Below are 15,397 nucleotides of genomic sequence, written 5' to 3' on the forward strand. Positions count from 1 at the left end.
GTTAAGGTTTAAGTACAACTTTGATGCAATTATCCTGTCTGGTATCAAAAATTTCATATCCGTGCTTGGCGTCGCTTAACGGAATGACGTGTGTGACAACGTCTCCGGGGTCGACTTTACCTGTATCAATCAGCTCATACATATAAGGCATATAGTGAATAACGGGAGCCTGTCCCGTACGTAAATTAACATTTCGCTGAAAAATGTCTCCCATAGGAAAACCGTTATATCGACCGCCGTAGACTCCGGTAACTTGAATGGTCCCACCTTTGCGCACAGCTTGTGTAGCTATGACCAGTCCTCCTAAAGCTCCGCCGTGAAGCTTGAGACCGGAAGCGAGAGATTCCAGCGGAGACATTTTACCGCTCATGCCGGAGCAGTCAATAACTACGTCTGCGCCTCCTTTGGTTATCTCTTTGAGGTAGTTGCCGACGTTTTCTTGCGATTCCACATTAACAATTTCCACATGATTTGTACGCTTCGCATGTTGCAGACGATAATCCAGATAGTCTGCCGCAATGACTCGTTTTGCCCCTTTGAACCAGGCGAACTTCTGCGCTAACAGACCTACCGGCCCACAGCCAATAACAATGACAGTATCCCCGTCCGTTACCCCGGCATTATCGACGCTCCAGAACGCAGTGGTCATGGCATCAGAGATCAAGCAGAGCTTTTCGTCAGGATGTTCACAACTCTCCGGAATTTTGAAGTGAGTGAAGTTGGCAAAAGGCACACGTAAATATTCAGCTTGTCCACCCGGATATCCACCAGTTGTTCCTGAATAGCCGAAAAAACCGCCCATTTCTCCATGCTCATTAGAATGGTCACATTGACTTTCCAATTGGTTTTTACAGTAAAAGCATTCACCGCACGCTATGTTGAATGGAATGATCACGCGGTCTCCCTTTTTCAAGTTGGTTACGCCGCTGCCGACTTCCTCTACAACCCCCATCGGCTCATGCCCTATTACATAATCTTCCTGTAGATTCGGAATCAATCCGTGAATGAGATGTAGATCTGAACCACAAATAGCGGTTGTCGTCAGTCTGACAATCGCATCGTCGGCTTTTTGAATACTTGGGTCCGGAACCTCTTTAACCACAACGTTTTTGATACCTTGGTAGGTCACTGCTTTCATGCCTGGTTTCCTCCCATATGTTCGTCCGGCGTGCGATCAAACATACCCTTGCGGGTGGTATCATCTGGGAACAGTTTCATTTTGCTGATGTCCACCGTCTTGTTGGCTGATAGCTGATCCAATGGGTACTGCTTTTGCAGATCATAAGGATGAAACCACTTTTTTCGTACCATAAGATCAGTAATTTCCTGATGAAGAGCGATGCCTTGATGCAGTTGATTGCGCAACAGAGTTCTGGCATCTGGAGAGACGGTTTCCGTCAAGGCTACGGCTGTATTTCGAACTCCTTCCTTGACGCGAATCAGAAAATCCATCGCTAAGGTCGTGTCTGCCATTTCTGGCATGTTTAATGAGTTTTTTGGATCCACATAATCCATTTTAGCGGACCGGGTCTGATCTAATGTCACATCATTCACCTCAATTTAATATTGGTGTGGGACGGAATTCTGGTACAGGTGCCTGAAACGGTGCCCTGGCATAGATTGCTTGCAAATCGGCAATAGCTTGTATAGATTGCTGAACATCTTTTTCCATTAAATCCTTTAGCTCTTGATCGAATACCAAGCCTTGCATTAATTTGGACTTGGCTAAGCATAACGTTTTAAAATTAAGCGCTTCGTGGATTTCTAAGGACTCATGCGCCGCTAATGTAGACTGTTGGTTTATCATCGGATCACCTTTCTTTTATGCTTCTCAAAGGTATGTTATCCAGCCTAACTAGGTTTATTCCGAAAGGATGGTGCTATTCGGCTTCTACCTTGCCAAGCGATTTTTTGGCCGGTCCTTCAATGACTTCACCTTGATATGAAAAGCGAGAGCCATGACAAGGGCAATCCCATGTTCTTTCTGCCTCATTCCACTCGACTTCGCAACCCATATGGGTGCATGTTGTGTCAACTAGGTGCAATGCTCCTTGTGGGTCTCGGTATGCGCCCGCTCTTTTGCCGTTTACCCGGATGACCGCCCCTTCGTCGTGTTCCAGTTCTTCTGCTTTTTTGTAGCTGATGTCCAACTTCCCAGCAATTAAATGTTTAGCCACATTTGCATTTTGAGTCACAAATGTTTTGATGTCGGGGTCCATATGAAATCTTGATGGGGAGAAAAGATCCTGATAGGGGCTTTCCTCTCTGGTAATCAGATTTGTATTTAATAAAGCCGCCGCTACACTTGTGGTCATCCCCCATTTTCTATAACCCGTAGCAACGAGGATGTTAGAGGTGTTGGATAGCTCCTGCCCAATATAAGGGAGCTTGTCTAGCGTATACAAGTCTTGGGCCGACCAGCGATAAACGATTTCCTTTAATCCAAATGTTTGCTCCGCGAACTTTTGTAAAGCTTCATAGTACTGGAAAGTACAGATTCCTTGTCCCGTTTTGTGGCCTTCCCCACCGACGATAACCATCGGTTCTCCGTTGACCATTACGGAGCGAAGTGAACGTTTTGGGGTTTCTGCACTTAGATACATACCACCTGGATAGATTTTATCGGTTTTGACCGCGAGTACATAAGACCGCTCGGCATGCAATCGCGCAAAATAAAGACCGTTGGGATCATTGAATGGAAAATGCGAGGAGGATACGACATGGTTGCAGGTAATTTTCTTTCCGTCGCTTGTTGTAATGATGGCAGGGTTTCCTTTTTCCACATCTACAACGGTGGTTTGCTCATAAATTTTCCCGCCCTGACGAATGACTTGGTTTGCCAGATATCTTAAGAAAGGTACAGGATTAAACTGGGCCTGGTTTTTCATCTTAATAGCTGCTTTAGTTGAAAACGGCAGAGGCGTTTGTTTGACATAACTTCCCGGGATGCCAAGTTCCTCGTAAGCTTTATATTCGTCGGCAATTTTTTGCATATACGTATCTGCACATGTATAAACGTAGGCATCTTCTTCTGTAAATTGACAATCGATATTAAACTCTTCTACCGTTTGTTTGATAAATTGAAGAGCGTTGTGGTTGGCTTCGTAATAGAGTCGGGTTTTTTCCTTGCCAAAATGTGAGATAAACTCGCTATAGATCAAATCATGCTGTGCGGTAATTTTGGCGGTAGTATGACCGGTTGTCCCATGAAGTATCCGCCCTGCGTCGACGACGGCGACGTTTAATCCTTTTTTAGAAAGTAAATAAGCAGTGGTAATACCGGTAATCCCCGCACCTACAATGGCAACATCCACCTGAATATCCTCACTAAGTTTGGGGAAGTTAGGGATGTCAGTGGAAGCTAACCAATACGATTCGGGAAATTGCGGAAATGTGATACGAGATTTGTTTTGTGTCATTTTTACAAAAACCCCTTTGATTACAATTTATGTATATTGTTATCATTGTGGGGTTTTATATTCACTAAACGACTCTCTTTAGTATTTTTTTGATACAGGAGGGAGTGATGGAAAAGAAACAAAGCCGTCCTTAACGCGGATCGGCGCGAAAGGAGGCTTTGTTAGGTTTAAATATGCAGCTAAGGACGTGGTTTGAAAATACCGAAAGGACGTCCGACGGGCAGGAATGTACGGCCAAAATGAGCATTTAGAACGGCAGCTCCTGTACCATACAGCGAGAGTAGACCAATGCCCATTTCAGCATAAGCGGCGATGGTATGGAATATCTCTGGTGCAACGCCGAATGCATCGAAGCTAAGACCGAGGAACAGAAAATCAATCAACACAAAAATAAAGAATAAGACCTTATGCGTCTCCATCGCTCCAATGGTCATGAAGAGCGTAAAGATAAGATAGCCAGCAAAGGCGAAGCCTAGCTGTTTACCATCCACAGCAGACGCCAGCTCTGAGCCGAATACGCCCATTTTAATCATCCAGCTACTGGCTACGGCCAACCAGAAGAAGGCGTAAGCACCAAATGCCGTCATGCCAAAGGTGTTGTTATGTTTGGCATCCTGAATGGAGGCAAACAGCTGTGCAAAGGCACCGAGAAAAATAGCCCAAGGGATGATGAAGCTTAGCCCTTCAGTGAGACCAAGCTTTTGGGATGAAGCCACAAGCGTTACGATAGCCAAGCCAAACAGACCGATCGCACTCGGATCGGCCGTTATGATTTTTACGTTAGAATGAGATTCGTTTTGCATGAAAAAATAGAAGCCTCCAATAAATGTTCAAGTACGCGTCAATCTGCCGATGCCAGAATCACACTGACATATTGTAACGGAAACCGACGTAATCGCATAGTAGGTAATTCATAAAATTTCTACCGTCTTGTTTTGGGTTGGAATGGGTTTTATTTCAATCCTCGAGTATCTTTGTTTAGGGGATGGGGCAAGGATTTATTAAATGGTGTTACCGCGGGATTTGTGATAATATTTACACCTATATAGAATGAGGAAGTGACATAGTGATTAATATAACAATTCCAACTCCGGATATCACGATTACCAAACAGGTTAACCCTGAGCTCAGCCATATTTATGGATTTACCGACTTTCACCTGATCCCTAGAGATAAGGCTGGCGTCTTTATGTTCTACAACGCACAGGAAGAATTGCTGTTTGTCGGTAAAGCGAGAAAGTTAAGACCAAGAATCAAAAAGCATTTTGAAGACACCGTATCGCCGATCAAGGACAAGCGTAATGAAGTAGCGATTATCGAGGTTTGTATTGTGGAAGATGCGGTAGAGCGAGAAATCTATGAAACCTACATCATCAATACACAAAAGGCTAAATATAACGTTGAAAAAGTATTTTTTAAGTAATGGAGTAACTTCCATATGAAAAAAGAGCAATAAGTCGCAGTTACTGTACTGCCCTTATTGCCTTTTTGTATTTCTGCATTTTAGATCTTTCCAGAGAGGGGCCGTGGTATGAACAAAACAGATCGTTTGCTAGCGATCTTGCTAGAGTTGCAGCGTAAGGATATTTTACGAGCCGAGGATTTGGCAGCTATATTCGAAACGAGTGTGAGAACCATCTATCGGGATATTCAGGCTCTAAGCGAATCGGGCGTACCGATTGTAGGAGCACCGGGCATTGGATATTCCTTGATGGAGGGGTATTTCCTGCCCCCAGTGAGCTTTACCGCAGAAGAGGCTGTGGCGTTGCTAATCGGGACGGATTTTATCGAACAAAAATTTGATACAGACTATGGTATCAAGGCGCAAACCTCCCGCAGGAAGATTGAAGCTATTTTACCGGAGAGCGTCCGCAGGGAAGTTTCCCGGGTGCGTACGACCATGAGATTGCTCGCTGTGGGTGAAGGGGCAAACCATAGAGAGAAAACCTACTTGGAAACGCTGCGTCTTGCTGTATTGGAAAAACGAATGGTACAGTTTGGTTACTCCAAAAGAATGCCAGAGGCTGACGGGAATCGTCAAAGTGTGCGTGTGGTTGCTCCCTATGGTCTGGTATTGCTTCGTGGTTCGTGGGTGTTAATCGGGCAATGTGAATTGCGGCAGCAGCTCCGCCATTTCCGTCTGTCACGTATGGACGAGCTTATCGTGCTGGAGGACAGGTTTCAGTTGCCTGTCGATTTTCATTTGCAGGATTACAAGCAAACCGATGACCGCCATGTAACTGTTCGCATACTAGCACGTTCCGATATCGCAGATAAGGTGAAGGAAGCGAACAACTTTTATATGGAGGCTATAGAGGAGCGTGCAGATGGATTGCATGTACTCTTCCGCGTCAGACAGCCGGAGGAATTACTGCAATGGATACTTGGATGGGGCGCGGATATGGTTGTGCTGGAGCCTGAGTCGCTCCGGGAGCGGATACGTGCGGAAGTGGAAAAAATGTTGAAACGCTACTGACATAATGCTGTCAGTAGCATTTTTGTATAGTAAAGCTACTTTAATAGAGGGGGCAGTTACTAATATATGAATACAACCGAAATATTGCAGCGTTTTGAAGAAACGGCACAACACTATCTTCTTGAATTGGACAGCTTTAGCTTGGAGCAATTGCAGTACACACCACAGGAGGACCAATGGTCGCTTGGACAAATGTATCTTCATTTGGTGAACTCTGCTCTGTATATGCATCTGAAGAACATTGATGTTTGTCTACAGCCTAATGGGGAGACAGGAGTTAAAACAGAGGCGGGTACGGCCGTTTTTAATCTAGGAGGGTTTCCGCCCATACGTATCCAAGTGCCACCATCTCCGCAGTATACTCCCCCACAACCGACGAGCAAAGAAGAAATTGTGGAGGGTTTAAATGTTGTGATCCGTAAAATGAGAGAGATTGAGCCGATCGTTGGGAAATCAACAGGGCCGTCTACCGTCTCTCATCCCAGATTCGGCGCGTTGAATGCTGGAGAGTGGTTTTCGCTCATCGAGATGCATTATCGTCATCATCTTTTGCAGAAGGAGCGCTTGAAGCACGCAATAGCCGATTAATCGTCTCCCGACGCAGCCCAATAAACTGGCCGATTTCCTCCTGCGTCAGCACGTCCGTTAACGTGGCGGGTGCGATGTAGGAGTGGAACCAGCGTTGGAGCTTCCGAAGCTTCTCGGCAGGTGACACCTCGGTGAGCTGGTCAATTCGTTGCTGCATCATGCGCAACTTATCCTGTAGCTGTAAAGCGATAGCCCGACATTGAGTCGGATCTTGCTCCAGCGCCTGATACCACTCTTTTTGTGATAGAACCTCAACCTCAGAGGTGACCAGCGCTATTGCTGTACCATAATAAGGATTGGGGCTGATCAGGGAGTGGTGCGGGATGATTTCATCGGGCACAATCACATTAACTAAAATTTGCGAGCCGTCTTCATGGACTCGGACAATTTTTAACAAGCCGCTCTTTAGGTGATATAAAGGGCCGGATTCTCCTTGTCGAAATAAGGTCTCGCCTTTGTGTAACATCATGAACGTAATAACCTCCATTCCATGTATTCCAGCTTTTTAGATGAACCCGCCATTGACGCGGATCGTCTGCCCGGTAACCCACTGTGATTTGGCGCTGACCAGGAATTCAATCACATCTGCGATATCTTCCGGTTCCCCGAGTCGACCCATAGCATTCATTTTTTTCATGCCTTCGATTTGCTGCTCGGTTTTTCCTGCTTGGAAAAGCTCGGTGTTCACAGGACCGGGAGCCACGGCGTTGATCGTAATTTGCTTGCTTCCGAACTCCTTGGCTAGCTGACGGGTAAATTGCTCCACTGCACCCTTGGTACCTGCGTATACGCTATAGGCCGGGAACATTTGTCCGATCACGGATGTGGACAGGTTCACGATTCTTCCGAAGTTCTCCATATATTTCATGGCTAGCTGACAGGCAAAGAAGGTGCCCTTTACATTCAGTGTGAATTGTTTGTCAAAATCAGCTTCGGTTACCTCAGCCAGAGGTTGGGTGATCATCAGCCCAGCGTTGTTAACCAGAATATCCACTTTACCGAATTCAGCAATCGTATTTGTAAATAATGCTTCAATGTCACCCATTTTGCTCAGATCAGCGTGAAGCGCTATGGCTTTGCCGCCTTTTTGAACAATGCTCTCCACGACTTCTTGGGCTTTGTCCGGACTGCTGGCATAATTGATGACTACATTAGCGCCCAGATCAGCCAGTTGCTCGGCAATGGCACGTCCAATCCCTCTAGAGGAACCGGTGATAATTGCTGTTTTTCCGTCCAAATGCTTCATATGTGTTTTGTCCTTCTTTCCATATCTATTTTAAGTGATTCCTTTTTCTAAAAGCATCCATACATCCGAAAACTCCTGATTAATCACAGGACTCTTCCATTCGTAAGCATGAGCAGGATGATGAAAACGGGCTGTGGCATAGAAAAGGGTACGCGCCAGTTGGGCTGGCTGATCCGATGTGATACCCCCGCGTGCAATGATGTCAGCGAGCTGATCCACAATGTGGGCGATATGCTGGTCGATTAAGTCAGCGGCTTGCTCGGTGACCCTCGTATACATCTCAAACATTTCCTCGTCGTCGCGGGCATAATACTGCTTAAGTTCGACCAAGGTCTGTATATATCGTCTTAAATGTGGGGTTCCCAATATAGATGAATTCTGACAGACCTCCGTTAACGGGCTAATAATCTTTTCATTCAGCCATTTTTCGGTTACGCCTTCAAGAAGCTCGGCTTTACTTTTAAAGTGTCGGTAAATGGTGCCATGACTTACTCCCAATACTTTGGCAACATCGGTCACGGAGGTTTTGGCTACACCAAAACGTCTAAGTGTGTCTTCTGTAGCGATGAGAATCTGTTCCTTGGTTAGCACATCTGAGGATTTTTCCATAGGGACACGGTCAAGTGCCGTGTGAGTCACCTCCTTGAAGTCAGGATAACACAAAGAGTATCAAATGACAAATATTCATTTTTGTCATTTGATACTCTTTTTTTAAAGAATCCAAAGAAGTGAACGGAAAATTACAATAGCGATTCGATGACAGGATCAATGGCACAGGGCTCGGTTGTTACTTCAAACCTTCCTTTTACATGGCCATCGCGATCGACCAAGAATTTTGAAAAGTTCCACTTGATACCGTCGCCAGCGTATATTTCTGGATACTTATCCCGCAGGAAATCCTCCATCCATTGACCGTCTTTGGTCTGGATATCGAAGCCTTGAAACGGTGCCTGTTGGGTCAGATATTGAAATAAAGGATGAGGAGATGAGCCTCTGACATCCGTCTTTTCAAATAGCGGGAAGGTTACTCCATGGTTAATTTGACAGAATCCTTGAACCTCCGAATGGCTACCCGGCTCTTTTTCATTGAATTGGTTACAAGGAAACGCAAGGATTTCAAAACCTTGTTCCCTCCGTTTTTCGTAGAGCTTTTGCAGATCAGTGAATTGACTGGAGAAGCTACACTTGCTGGCTGTGTTTACAATAAGGAGAATCTTACCTCTATAGTCTGAGAGTTCAATCGGTTCCCCGTTAATTGAGGTTGCTTGAAAATCATAAATAGACATGTTAACGTTCCTCCTCACGGTATTTTTTAATACATCATATATCCAGAATTGTTATTGGTCTAATATATTATTGGAATCAACTTTATAGGTATTTACAATAATCCCGTTATGTAAAGACACATTGTCCATCTCTCTCTTGAAACCAAAGAAGACTCCACCTAGAGAAAGTAGGAGATTTGCCTCTTCATAGCAAACTGTGGCATTCGCCGTTACCAAGATAGAATATAGATGCATATTCATGTAGTGTGTGCAAAAACCCAACAGAATCGAGGGATATTCGTGCCCATTGGAAAGATGATTCAATACAAGGAAATGCAACAACATCCCATTTTACGTTCTCACCTGCCCGAAACCCGCTGGATTAGTAATGCAAGGACTTTACGGATGCTGGATACCTATCGCACAGTCTTCATCAAGCCTAATTATGGGAGTGGAGGGACTGGCATCATACGTGCGAAAAAGCTGGGGAGGAAATATGAGGTTCGTTGTGGCTCCAGTCGAAGAATCGTTAGATCCCACGCCGTAAGAAGAGCAGTTAGAACCTATCGGAGACCTCATCGTCGTTATTTGGTACAGCAGGGACTTAAGCTAGCCAAGTACAAAGGTTCGATTTTTGATGCCAGAGTGTATATGCAGAAGCCGGAATCGGAATGGGTCATTTCAGGAATAACCGGCCGTGTCGCTGCACCTCGAAAAGTCGTTACCAACTATCGGAAGGGAGGACATGCGGCGCCGTTGTCCAAAGTACTTTTAAGGGTCTTTAAAAATGACAGAACAAAAATGAAAGAGATTCTGGACCAGATCACCGAGCTTTCTAGAATTATTGCCGACACGATAGATAAAAATCATCCGGTTCGCGAGCTGGGCATCGATCTTGCTATTGAGAAGAGCGGTCAAATTTGGATTATCGAGGCCAATCCGCATCCCGGACATATGTTGTTCAGGCAGCTCCCCAATCACAAGATGATTCGCAACATTTTGAGAAACAAACGTCTGATTAAAAGGCATTAGTATAAAGCGGTTCAAGCGCGTCGCAACCCCAAAATTAAAAACCAGTCGAACACGAAAATAAAGAAATAAAGTGTGAGGCTGGTTCTGTTTTAACAAGCTGTAAGGATAAGTGCGTTTTAGTTTTTATAAAAATCCCGGCCCGGCTGCTGACAAACTACATAGTTTGATTTTAATCCTTTTGAGAAGCAGGCAGATATATAGCTCGTAGTCCTGGATCAAGTCCCGGCAATCAGCGGGCATTACGTTTCTTTACAGAAAAAGGGGAGGTTCAAGCAGATGGATGGGATTGCAAGCTAACGTGAAGCATTGACGCCCCCGTTTCGTTGGAACTATACTGATTACAACAAAGAGGGTGATTCCATGAAACAAATTAGCAGCAGATTCTCAATAGCGGTGCATACCCTGTCCATGATTGCTTTACGTCCATCGTTATGTACAGGCGATTACATTGCCAAAAGCGTCAACAGTAATCCTGTTATCATACGCAAAATCATTGCTCAATTAAAAAAGAACGGATTTATTCAAGTCAAAGCAGGTGTCGGTGGGGCTTCTCTATTAAAAGAGCCAGCGCAAATCACACTTCTGGACATTTATAAAGCCGTTGAATCGACAGACCATGGCGACCTGTTCAGGTTTCATAAAGATCCCGACCCCGAATGCTCGGTAGGGAAGCATATAGAAGAGGTATTGCATCCTGAGATGGTGCAGGCACAGCTGGCGCTGGAGGGAAGGCTTGCTTCCGTTACGTTAGGACAGATTGTTGCCAGACTTCAGCAAAAAGAGGGCAGCTAATGAGCAGAAGACGCCCTGATATACGTCATTTTTCAGCCTGAATTCGATTCTCATCAAGAGCCGAATTCAGGCTGATCTGTTATTTTATATTGTTTTATAGTGTGGTTATTGGCGGCGTGGTTCAACATATTCAATAAAAGTGCCGTCCGGGTGCTCTACAAAAATACTCGGCCCCACAGGACCGTGCTGGTCCCTTACTATTGAGACGTTTTCTGCGGCCAGGATGGCTTTAAGCTCTGTCATGGAGTCCACATACACGACAGAACGCAGATTTTTGGCAAGCTCTAGGGCTTGCTCCGTTCCTGAAACGATGACATAGGGGTAGACCGTGGCTAATTGTAGCTCGGCTTCGGGGATAGCCCATTGTCTGTCCGACGGCTTGCCTGTTATTTTTTCGTAGTGGGCTACAGCCGACTCCATATTTCTAGCAAATACAGGAATAAAATGATCTGTAATGTTCATAATTTCATCCTCCAATTGAGTTGTATAATACCTTATAATATTATTATAACTAATACGGTTATAACAATAATAGTTACAATGAAGGTGCGATGTCAAGCAGAAAACCGACTGCCCTTAGCAGCCGGTTCGTTTGTTTACTTTTTCTTAATCGGAATCCAAACTTCACTTCGATAGTCTTCGGCATGTGAATCTCCCATCGTATACACTTCCAGTTCCGGGCCGCCTGAATGCTCATAATTGCTGGCCGGGAACCATTCCTGAAAAATTCTTTGCCATACCTTTTGGATCGAATGAGGCATAGGGCCGATAGATGTAAACACAGCCCACGTTGCAGCTGGAATGGTTCTGGCTTCTAATCCGTTGGAAGCGGCTACGTCCTCGCTGCCTTCTGCGGCAATCAGGTACGTGAATTTCTCTTCCCCATGCTTGAAATCCAAACAAATACCGAGTATATCGTCGCCTGTTCCCAAGGTATGAATCTGATCCGATGTACCATCCGCATTCAGTTCGTTCCAGAATTTTGGGATTTCTCGAAGATTATCACCGTTCTTAGTGGTAACTTGAATGGACTTGCCAATGACCGTAAAGGCCGCTTTCTCTACAATTTTGTAATCCATTTCCTGATCTCCCTTCAACGATAGATGGAAGGTGATGCGTGGAAAGGCTTTCAGGTTCACCCCAGGGCTTCTGGCCTCAGAGGGAGAAATGCCGTGTACCTTGCGGAACGCTTTAGAAAAAGATTCGGGGGAATCATATCCGTATTTGAACGCTACATCCAGCACCTTGGCGGAAGAAAGACTCAATTCCTGAGCAGCCAAGGTCAATCGACGTTTGCGCACATATTCTGCTACCGTGACGCCGGTTAGCATATGAAACATACGCTGAAAGTGGAAAGGAGACGAATAGGCTGCCTTTGCAATTTCATCGATATCGAGGGGCTGCTGCATTCTCTCTTCCATCAGATCCAGTGCGTTCTTGATCCGAAGCAACCATTCCAACCGCATCACCTTCCTTAGTTGTAATCATATCATTAGGAGTATCTGTAATCCTGTCTTTGCGTGCTCTTATTGAACAGGAAAAACAATGTGCCTGCCCCCTTGTGTTCATAATTAAAATTTGGGACAATGAAAGAGGCGTTTAAATAGCGCAGATTGCTTAAACATGCTATGATGCAATGATGGTTGAGACGAATGGTACGTGCTTAGTTTTATATAGAGGAAGACGAATTTGAATGTTTTGAAAAGAGGATCGAACATGAAAAAAGAATCCATTTATGGATTAACGCTAGATCAATTGACAGCATGGCTCATCGAGCATGGACATAAGAAATCCCGGGCATTGCAGGTATGGGACGCATTGTACCGGAAGCGGGTTACTGATTTTGCAGCGATGGCAGAGGTTCATGAGGATTGTACTCGCCTGTTGGCAGAGCACTTTTCCATTGAAACACTTGAAGAACACGTGAAGCAACAGTCAGCAGACGGGACGGTCAAGTTCTTGTTCCGCTTGCAGGATGGTAATTTGATAGAGACGGTACTGATGCGGCACAAGTTTGGGCTATCTGTATGTGTGACGACGCAGGTGGGCTGCAACATTGGATGTAGCTTCTGTGCAAGTGGGCTGTTGAAGAAGAGCCGTGACCTTTCCAGTGGTGAAATCGTAGGACAAATTATGAAGGTCCAGCTGTATCTGGATCAGGAACGCCCGGGCGACCAGGTCAGTCATGTTGTTGTGATGGGAATTGGCGAACCGTTTGATAACTTCGTGAACCTGTCCGATTTCATTCGGGTCATTAAGGACCACAAAGGGCTAGCGATTGGGCCGCGGCATATTACCGTTTCCACAAGTGGATTGGCTGATAAAATCATTGAATTTGCAGATTCGGACCTGCATGTCAATCTGGCGATCTCCCTCCACGCCCCGAATAATGAGATTCGTACTCGCATTATGAAGATCAACCGGGCGATTCCGATTGAGAAACTCATGCAGGCGATTGATTATTATTTGGACAAAACAAATCGTCGGATTACGCTGGAGTACATCTTGCTGAAGGATGTTAATGATGGTAAGGAGCACGCGCTCGAACTGGCTGATCTGGTGGGCCATCGTCGTAATCTGGCCAATGTCAACCTCATTCCGTACAATCCAGTGGATGAGCATAGCCAATACCAGCGGAGTGAGTCGGAGTCGATTACTGGCTTCTATGATGTTCTGAAAAAACAAGGCATTAGCTGTAGTGTTCGGCTGGAGCATGGAGTCGATATTGACGCAGCCTGCGGACAGCTACGTAGCAAGCAAATCCGCAAGGATGCCAAGGGTAGCCGCAATGCGGAGCGCGAAGCCATTAGTTAAATACACAAGCGTACTCTCTAACAGGAGTACGCTTTTTTATATCACGAGCCGCAGGGCGAAACGTTGCCCGTAAATGTGAAAATAGTCACGTAATAGTTGCTGTTTTTACGTTATAGTGAGTGGTTAGTGGAGGGGTTATATGGCTAACGTAATTTCGAATGTGGCGCTCGTTCCGGGCATCTATGTGATGAAAATAGAGGGAAAGTTTAAAGGGGACATAGGGCAGTTTTACATGTTGCGCAGCGGGACAGGTTACCCACTGTTGCCCAGACCCATCAGCATTTATGATATCGGGGAAGAGAGTATTTCCTTTTTGTATCGGGTTGTTGGAGAGGGGACAAATTTGTTTTCCCAATTACAGCCTGGTCAGGAAATTCAGTTAGAAGGACCTTTCGGAAACGGTTTTCCGCAGGTAGAGGGTAGTTTGGCTTTAATCGGCGGTGGCATGGGCACAGCTCCGTTGCTGTTGGCTGCAAAGTATTACCCGCATGCGCACGTTTATTTGGGGTTTGCACAGCAAGCCTTCGGGGTTGAAGCGTTCGAAGCTGTGGCGGCATCTGTGCAGGTCAAGGTAGGGGGAAGCATCGTCGAACAGGTCGATCCAACGCTCTATGCGAATATGTTCTCCTGCGGGCCAACTCCCATGTTGCAAGCACTTGCCATGAAAACGGTGGATACGTCGTCCCGTTTATATATTTCAACTGAAAGACACATGGCCTGTGGTATTGGCGCATGTTTGGGCTGTACGATGCGTACCCGTGGAGGCAATCGGAGGGTATGTAAAGAAGGGCCAGTATTCCCGGTGGAGGAGGTGGAGTTCGATGATCTCCATGGCGTGTAATATTGCGGGTGTACCGTTCAAGAACCCGATCATCATGGCTTCCGGTACGTTTGGATTCGGACGTGAGTATGCGGAATTTTATTCTCCTGAATTATTGGGCGGTATCGTCGGCAAGGGACTGACCCTTCATCCGAAGGCTGGGAATACAGGATCACGAATACATGAGACAGCATCCGGCATGCTCAATAGTGTGGGGCTGGAGAATCCGGGTGTTGCCGCCTTTTTGAAGGATGAGCTGGATGATATGACTCAATGGAACACGGCTGTTATTGCCAACGTAGGCGGTTCCAATCTGGAGGAATATGTTCAGGCCGTAACGATGATTACGGAAAACGCGCAAAAACGACGCACGATGAACCGCAGAGGCGTTGATATGCTGGAATTGAACATTTCATGTCCAAATGTGAAGCAGGGTGGAATGCAATTTGGTATCCAGACGGAGGTAGCGCGGGAGGTTGTGCGTCAGGTGCGCAATGTGACGGCGATTCCGTTAGTCGTCAAACTGTCTCCAAACGCAGAGAACATCACGCAGATGGCGGTTATGTGCGAGGAAGAAGGCGCAGACGGAGTTTCGCTGATCAATACATTTTCTGCAATGAAAATAGATATACGCCGGCGTCGCAGTGTCTTCGCCAACACGTATGCGGGTCTTTCCGGTCCGGCCATTAAACCGATTGCTTTGCGCATGGTTCATCAGGTGGCACAGGCGGTGTCGATTCCGGTGATCGGGATGGGCGGCATAAGCTCTGTGGAGGATATTATTGAATTCACCATGGCAGGGGCCGCTGCAATTCAGGTGGGAACGTACAATTTTGTCCATTTACATGCAGGGGCCGAGCTGGTACATGGCCTTGAACAATGGATGCAGCGGGAAAAGGTGCAGTCATTGGATGAGATACGGGGAATTTTGTGAATTTGGAACCA

19 protein-coding genes are annotated in these 15,397 nt (G+C 45.9%); 8 read left to right on the forward strand and 11 right to left on the reverse strand.

The window, feature by feature from the left end:
- Nucleotide 1: 1 nt before the first annotated feature.
- From AC5ELV_RS09470 to AC5ELV_RS09490, 5 genes are all read right to left on the reverse strand, one after another.
- Nucleotides 2-1,138, reverse strand: a complete 1,137-nt coding sequence (locus tag AC5ELV_RS09470) for a zinc-dependent alcohol dehydrogenase (RefSeq protein ID WP_493429978.1) — start codon at nucleotides 1,136-1,138, stop codon at nucleotides 2-4.
- Nucleotides 1,135-1,515, reverse strand: coding sequence for a spore coat protein (locus AC5ELV_RS09475; RefSeq protein WP_493430404.1), 381 nt, complete (start codon nucleotides 1,513-1,515; stop codon nucleotides 1,135-1,137). The genes AC5ELV_RS09470 and AC5ELV_RS09475 overlap by 4 nt, the downstream gene beginning before the upstream one ends.
- 40 nt (nucleotides 1,516-1,555) lie before the next feature.
- Nucleotides 1,556-1,807 (reverse strand): spore gernimation protein GerQ, encoded by a 252-nt coding sequence (locus AC5ELV_RS09480; RefSeq protein ID WP_307350785.1) that lies wholly within the window; start codon nucleotides 1,805-1,807, stop codon nucleotides 1,556-1,558.
- 73 nt (nucleotides 1,808-1,880) lie between these two features.
- Nucleotides 1,881-3,419 carry an FAD-dependent oxidoreductase gene (locus AC5ELV_RS09485; protein WP_493429979.1) on the reverse strand — a complete coding sequence of 513 codons (1,539 nt, stop codon included), beginning with the start codon at nucleotides 3,417-3,419 and terminating at the stop codon, nucleotides 1,881-1,883.
- Nucleotides 3,420-3,598: 179 nt separating this feature from the next.
- Nucleotides 3,599-4,222, reverse strand: a complete 624-nt coding sequence (locus AC5ELV_RS09490) for an acetate uptake transporter (RefSeq protein WP_013312661.1) — start codon at nucleotides 4,220-4,222, stop codon at nucleotides 3,599-3,601.
- Between the two features lie 263 nt (nucleotides 4,223-4,485).
- Here AC5ELV_RS09490 and AC5ELV_RS09495 point away from each other — a divergent pair, with 263 nt between their 5' ends.
- From AC5ELV_RS09495 to AC5ELV_RS09505, 3 genes are all read left to right on the forward strand, one after another.
- Nucleotides 4,486-4,842 carry a nucleotide excision repair endonuclease gene (locus tag AC5ELV_RS09495; protein WP_493429980.1) on the forward strand — a complete coding sequence of 119 codons (357 nt, stop codon included), beginning with the start codon at nucleotides 4,486-4,488 and terminating at the stop codon, nucleotides 4,840-4,842.
- A gap of 108 nt (nucleotides 4,843-4,950) precedes the next feature.
- A complete protein-coding gene (locus AC5ELV_RS09500) occupies nucleotides 4,951-5,895 on the forward strand; it encodes a helix-turn-helix transcriptional regulator (protein WP_493429981.1) in 945 nt (314 codons plus the stop codon).
- 66 nt (nucleotides 5,896-5,961) lie between these two features.
- On the forward strand, nucleotides 5,962-6,483 hold the full coding sequence (locus AC5ELV_RS09505; RefSeq protein ID WP_493429982.1) for a DinB family protein: 522 nt from the start codon (nucleotides 5,962-5,964) through the stop codon (nucleotides 6,481-6,483).
- On the opposite strand, the gene AC5ELV_RS09510 is transcribed toward AC5ELV_RS09505, so the two are convergent.
- From AC5ELV_RS09510 to AC5ELV_RS09525, 4 genes are all read right to left on the reverse strand, one after another.
- Nucleotides 6,416-6,952, reverse strand: a complete 537-nt coding sequence (locus AC5ELV_RS09510) for a Crp/Fnr family transcriptional regulator (protein WP_307350795.1) — start codon at nucleotides 6,950-6,952, stop codon at nucleotides 6,416-6,418. The two genes, AC5ELV_RS09505 and AC5ELV_RS09510, sit on opposite strands and share 68 nt — an antisense overlap.
- A 36-nt stretch (nucleotides 6,953-6,988) precedes the next feature.
- Nucleotides 6,989-7,729, reverse strand: a complete 741-nt coding sequence (locus tag AC5ELV_RS09515; protein WP_493429983.1) for an SDR family oxidoreductase — start codon at nucleotides 7,727-7,729, stop codon at nucleotides 6,989-6,991.
- 30 nt (nucleotides 7,730-7,759) lie between these two features.
- Nucleotides 7,760-8,338 carry a TetR/AcrR family transcriptional regulator gene (locus AC5ELV_RS09520; protein ID WP_493429984.1) on the reverse strand — a complete coding sequence of 193 codons (579 nt, stop codon included), beginning with the start codon at nucleotides 8,336-8,338 and terminating at the stop codon, nucleotides 7,760-7,762.
- Between the two features lie 131 nt (nucleotides 8,339-8,469).
- The gene (locus tag AC5ELV_RS09525; protein ID WP_493429985.1) at nucleotides 8,470-9,015 is read right to left on the reverse strand and encodes a glutathione peroxidase; all 546 of its coding nucleotides are present in this window, start codon (nucleotides 9,013-9,015) and stop codon (nucleotides 8,470-8,472) included.
- Between the two features lie 279 nt (nucleotides 9,016-9,294).
- On the opposite strand from AC5ELV_RS09525, the gene AC5ELV_RS09530 reads away from it, so the two are divergent.
- Nucleotides 9,295-10,026, forward strand: coding sequence for a YheC/YheD family protein (locus tag AC5ELV_RS09530; RefSeq protein ID WP_493429986.1), 732 nt, complete (start codon nucleotides 9,295-9,297; stop codon nucleotides 10,024-10,026).
- A 360-nt stretch (nucleotides 10,027-10,386) separates the two neighbouring features.
- Nucleotides 10,387-10,818, forward strand: a complete 432-nt coding sequence (locus tag AC5ELV_RS09535; RefSeq protein WP_493429987.1) for an Rrf2 family transcriptional regulator — start codon at nucleotides 10,387-10,389, stop codon at nucleotides 10,816-10,818.
- 105 nt (nucleotides 10,819-10,923) lie between these two features.
- Here the strand turns inward: AC5ELV_RS09535 and AC5ELV_RS09540 are convergent, their stop codons facing one another.
- Together AC5ELV_RS09540 and AC5ELV_RS09545 are read right to left on the reverse strand one after the other, a co-directional pair.
- Nucleotides 10,924-11,280: a VOC family protein gene (locus AC5ELV_RS09540; protein WP_493429988.1), complete on the reverse strand. Its 357-nt coding sequence runs from the start codon at nucleotides 11,278-11,280 to the stop codon at nucleotides 10,924-10,926.
- Between the two features lie 134 nt (nucleotides 11,281-11,414).
- A complete protein-coding gene (locus tag AC5ELV_RS09545) occupies nucleotides 11,415-12,284 on the reverse strand; it encodes an AraC family transcriptional regulator (protein ID WP_493429989.1) in 870 nt (289 codons plus the stop codon).
- Between the two features lie 250 nt (nucleotides 12,285-12,534).
- On the opposite strand from AC5ELV_RS09545, the gene rlmN reads away from it, so the two are divergent.
- From rlmN to AC5ELV_RS09560, 3 genes are all read left to right on the forward strand, one after another.
- A complete protein-coding gene (gene rlmN / locus AC5ELV_RS09550) occupies nucleotides 12,535-13,632 on the forward strand; it encodes a dual-specificity RNA methyltransferase RlmN (RefSeq protein WP_493429990.1) in 1,098 nt (365 codons plus the stop codon).
- Nucleotides 13,633-13,771: 139 nt separating this feature from the next.
- On the forward strand, nucleotides 13,772-14,473 hold the full coding sequence (locus AC5ELV_RS09555; protein ID WP_493429991.1) for a dihydroorotate dehydrogenase electron transfer subunit: 702 nt from the start codon (nucleotides 13,772-13,774) through the stop codon (nucleotides 14,471-14,473).
- Nucleotides 14,454-15,386 carry a dihydroorotate dehydrogenase gene (locus AC5ELV_RS09560; protein WP_493429992.1) on the forward strand — a complete coding sequence of 311 codons (933 nt, stop codon included), beginning with the start codon at nucleotides 14,454-14,456 and terminating at the stop codon, nucleotides 15,384-15,386. The genes AC5ELV_RS09555 and AC5ELV_RS09560 overlap by 20 nt, the downstream gene beginning before the upstream one ends.
- The last annotated feature ends 11 nt before the right edge of the window (nucleotides 15,387-15,397 follow it).

Source organism: Paenibacillus sp. NMA1017, from assembly GCF_058895805.1.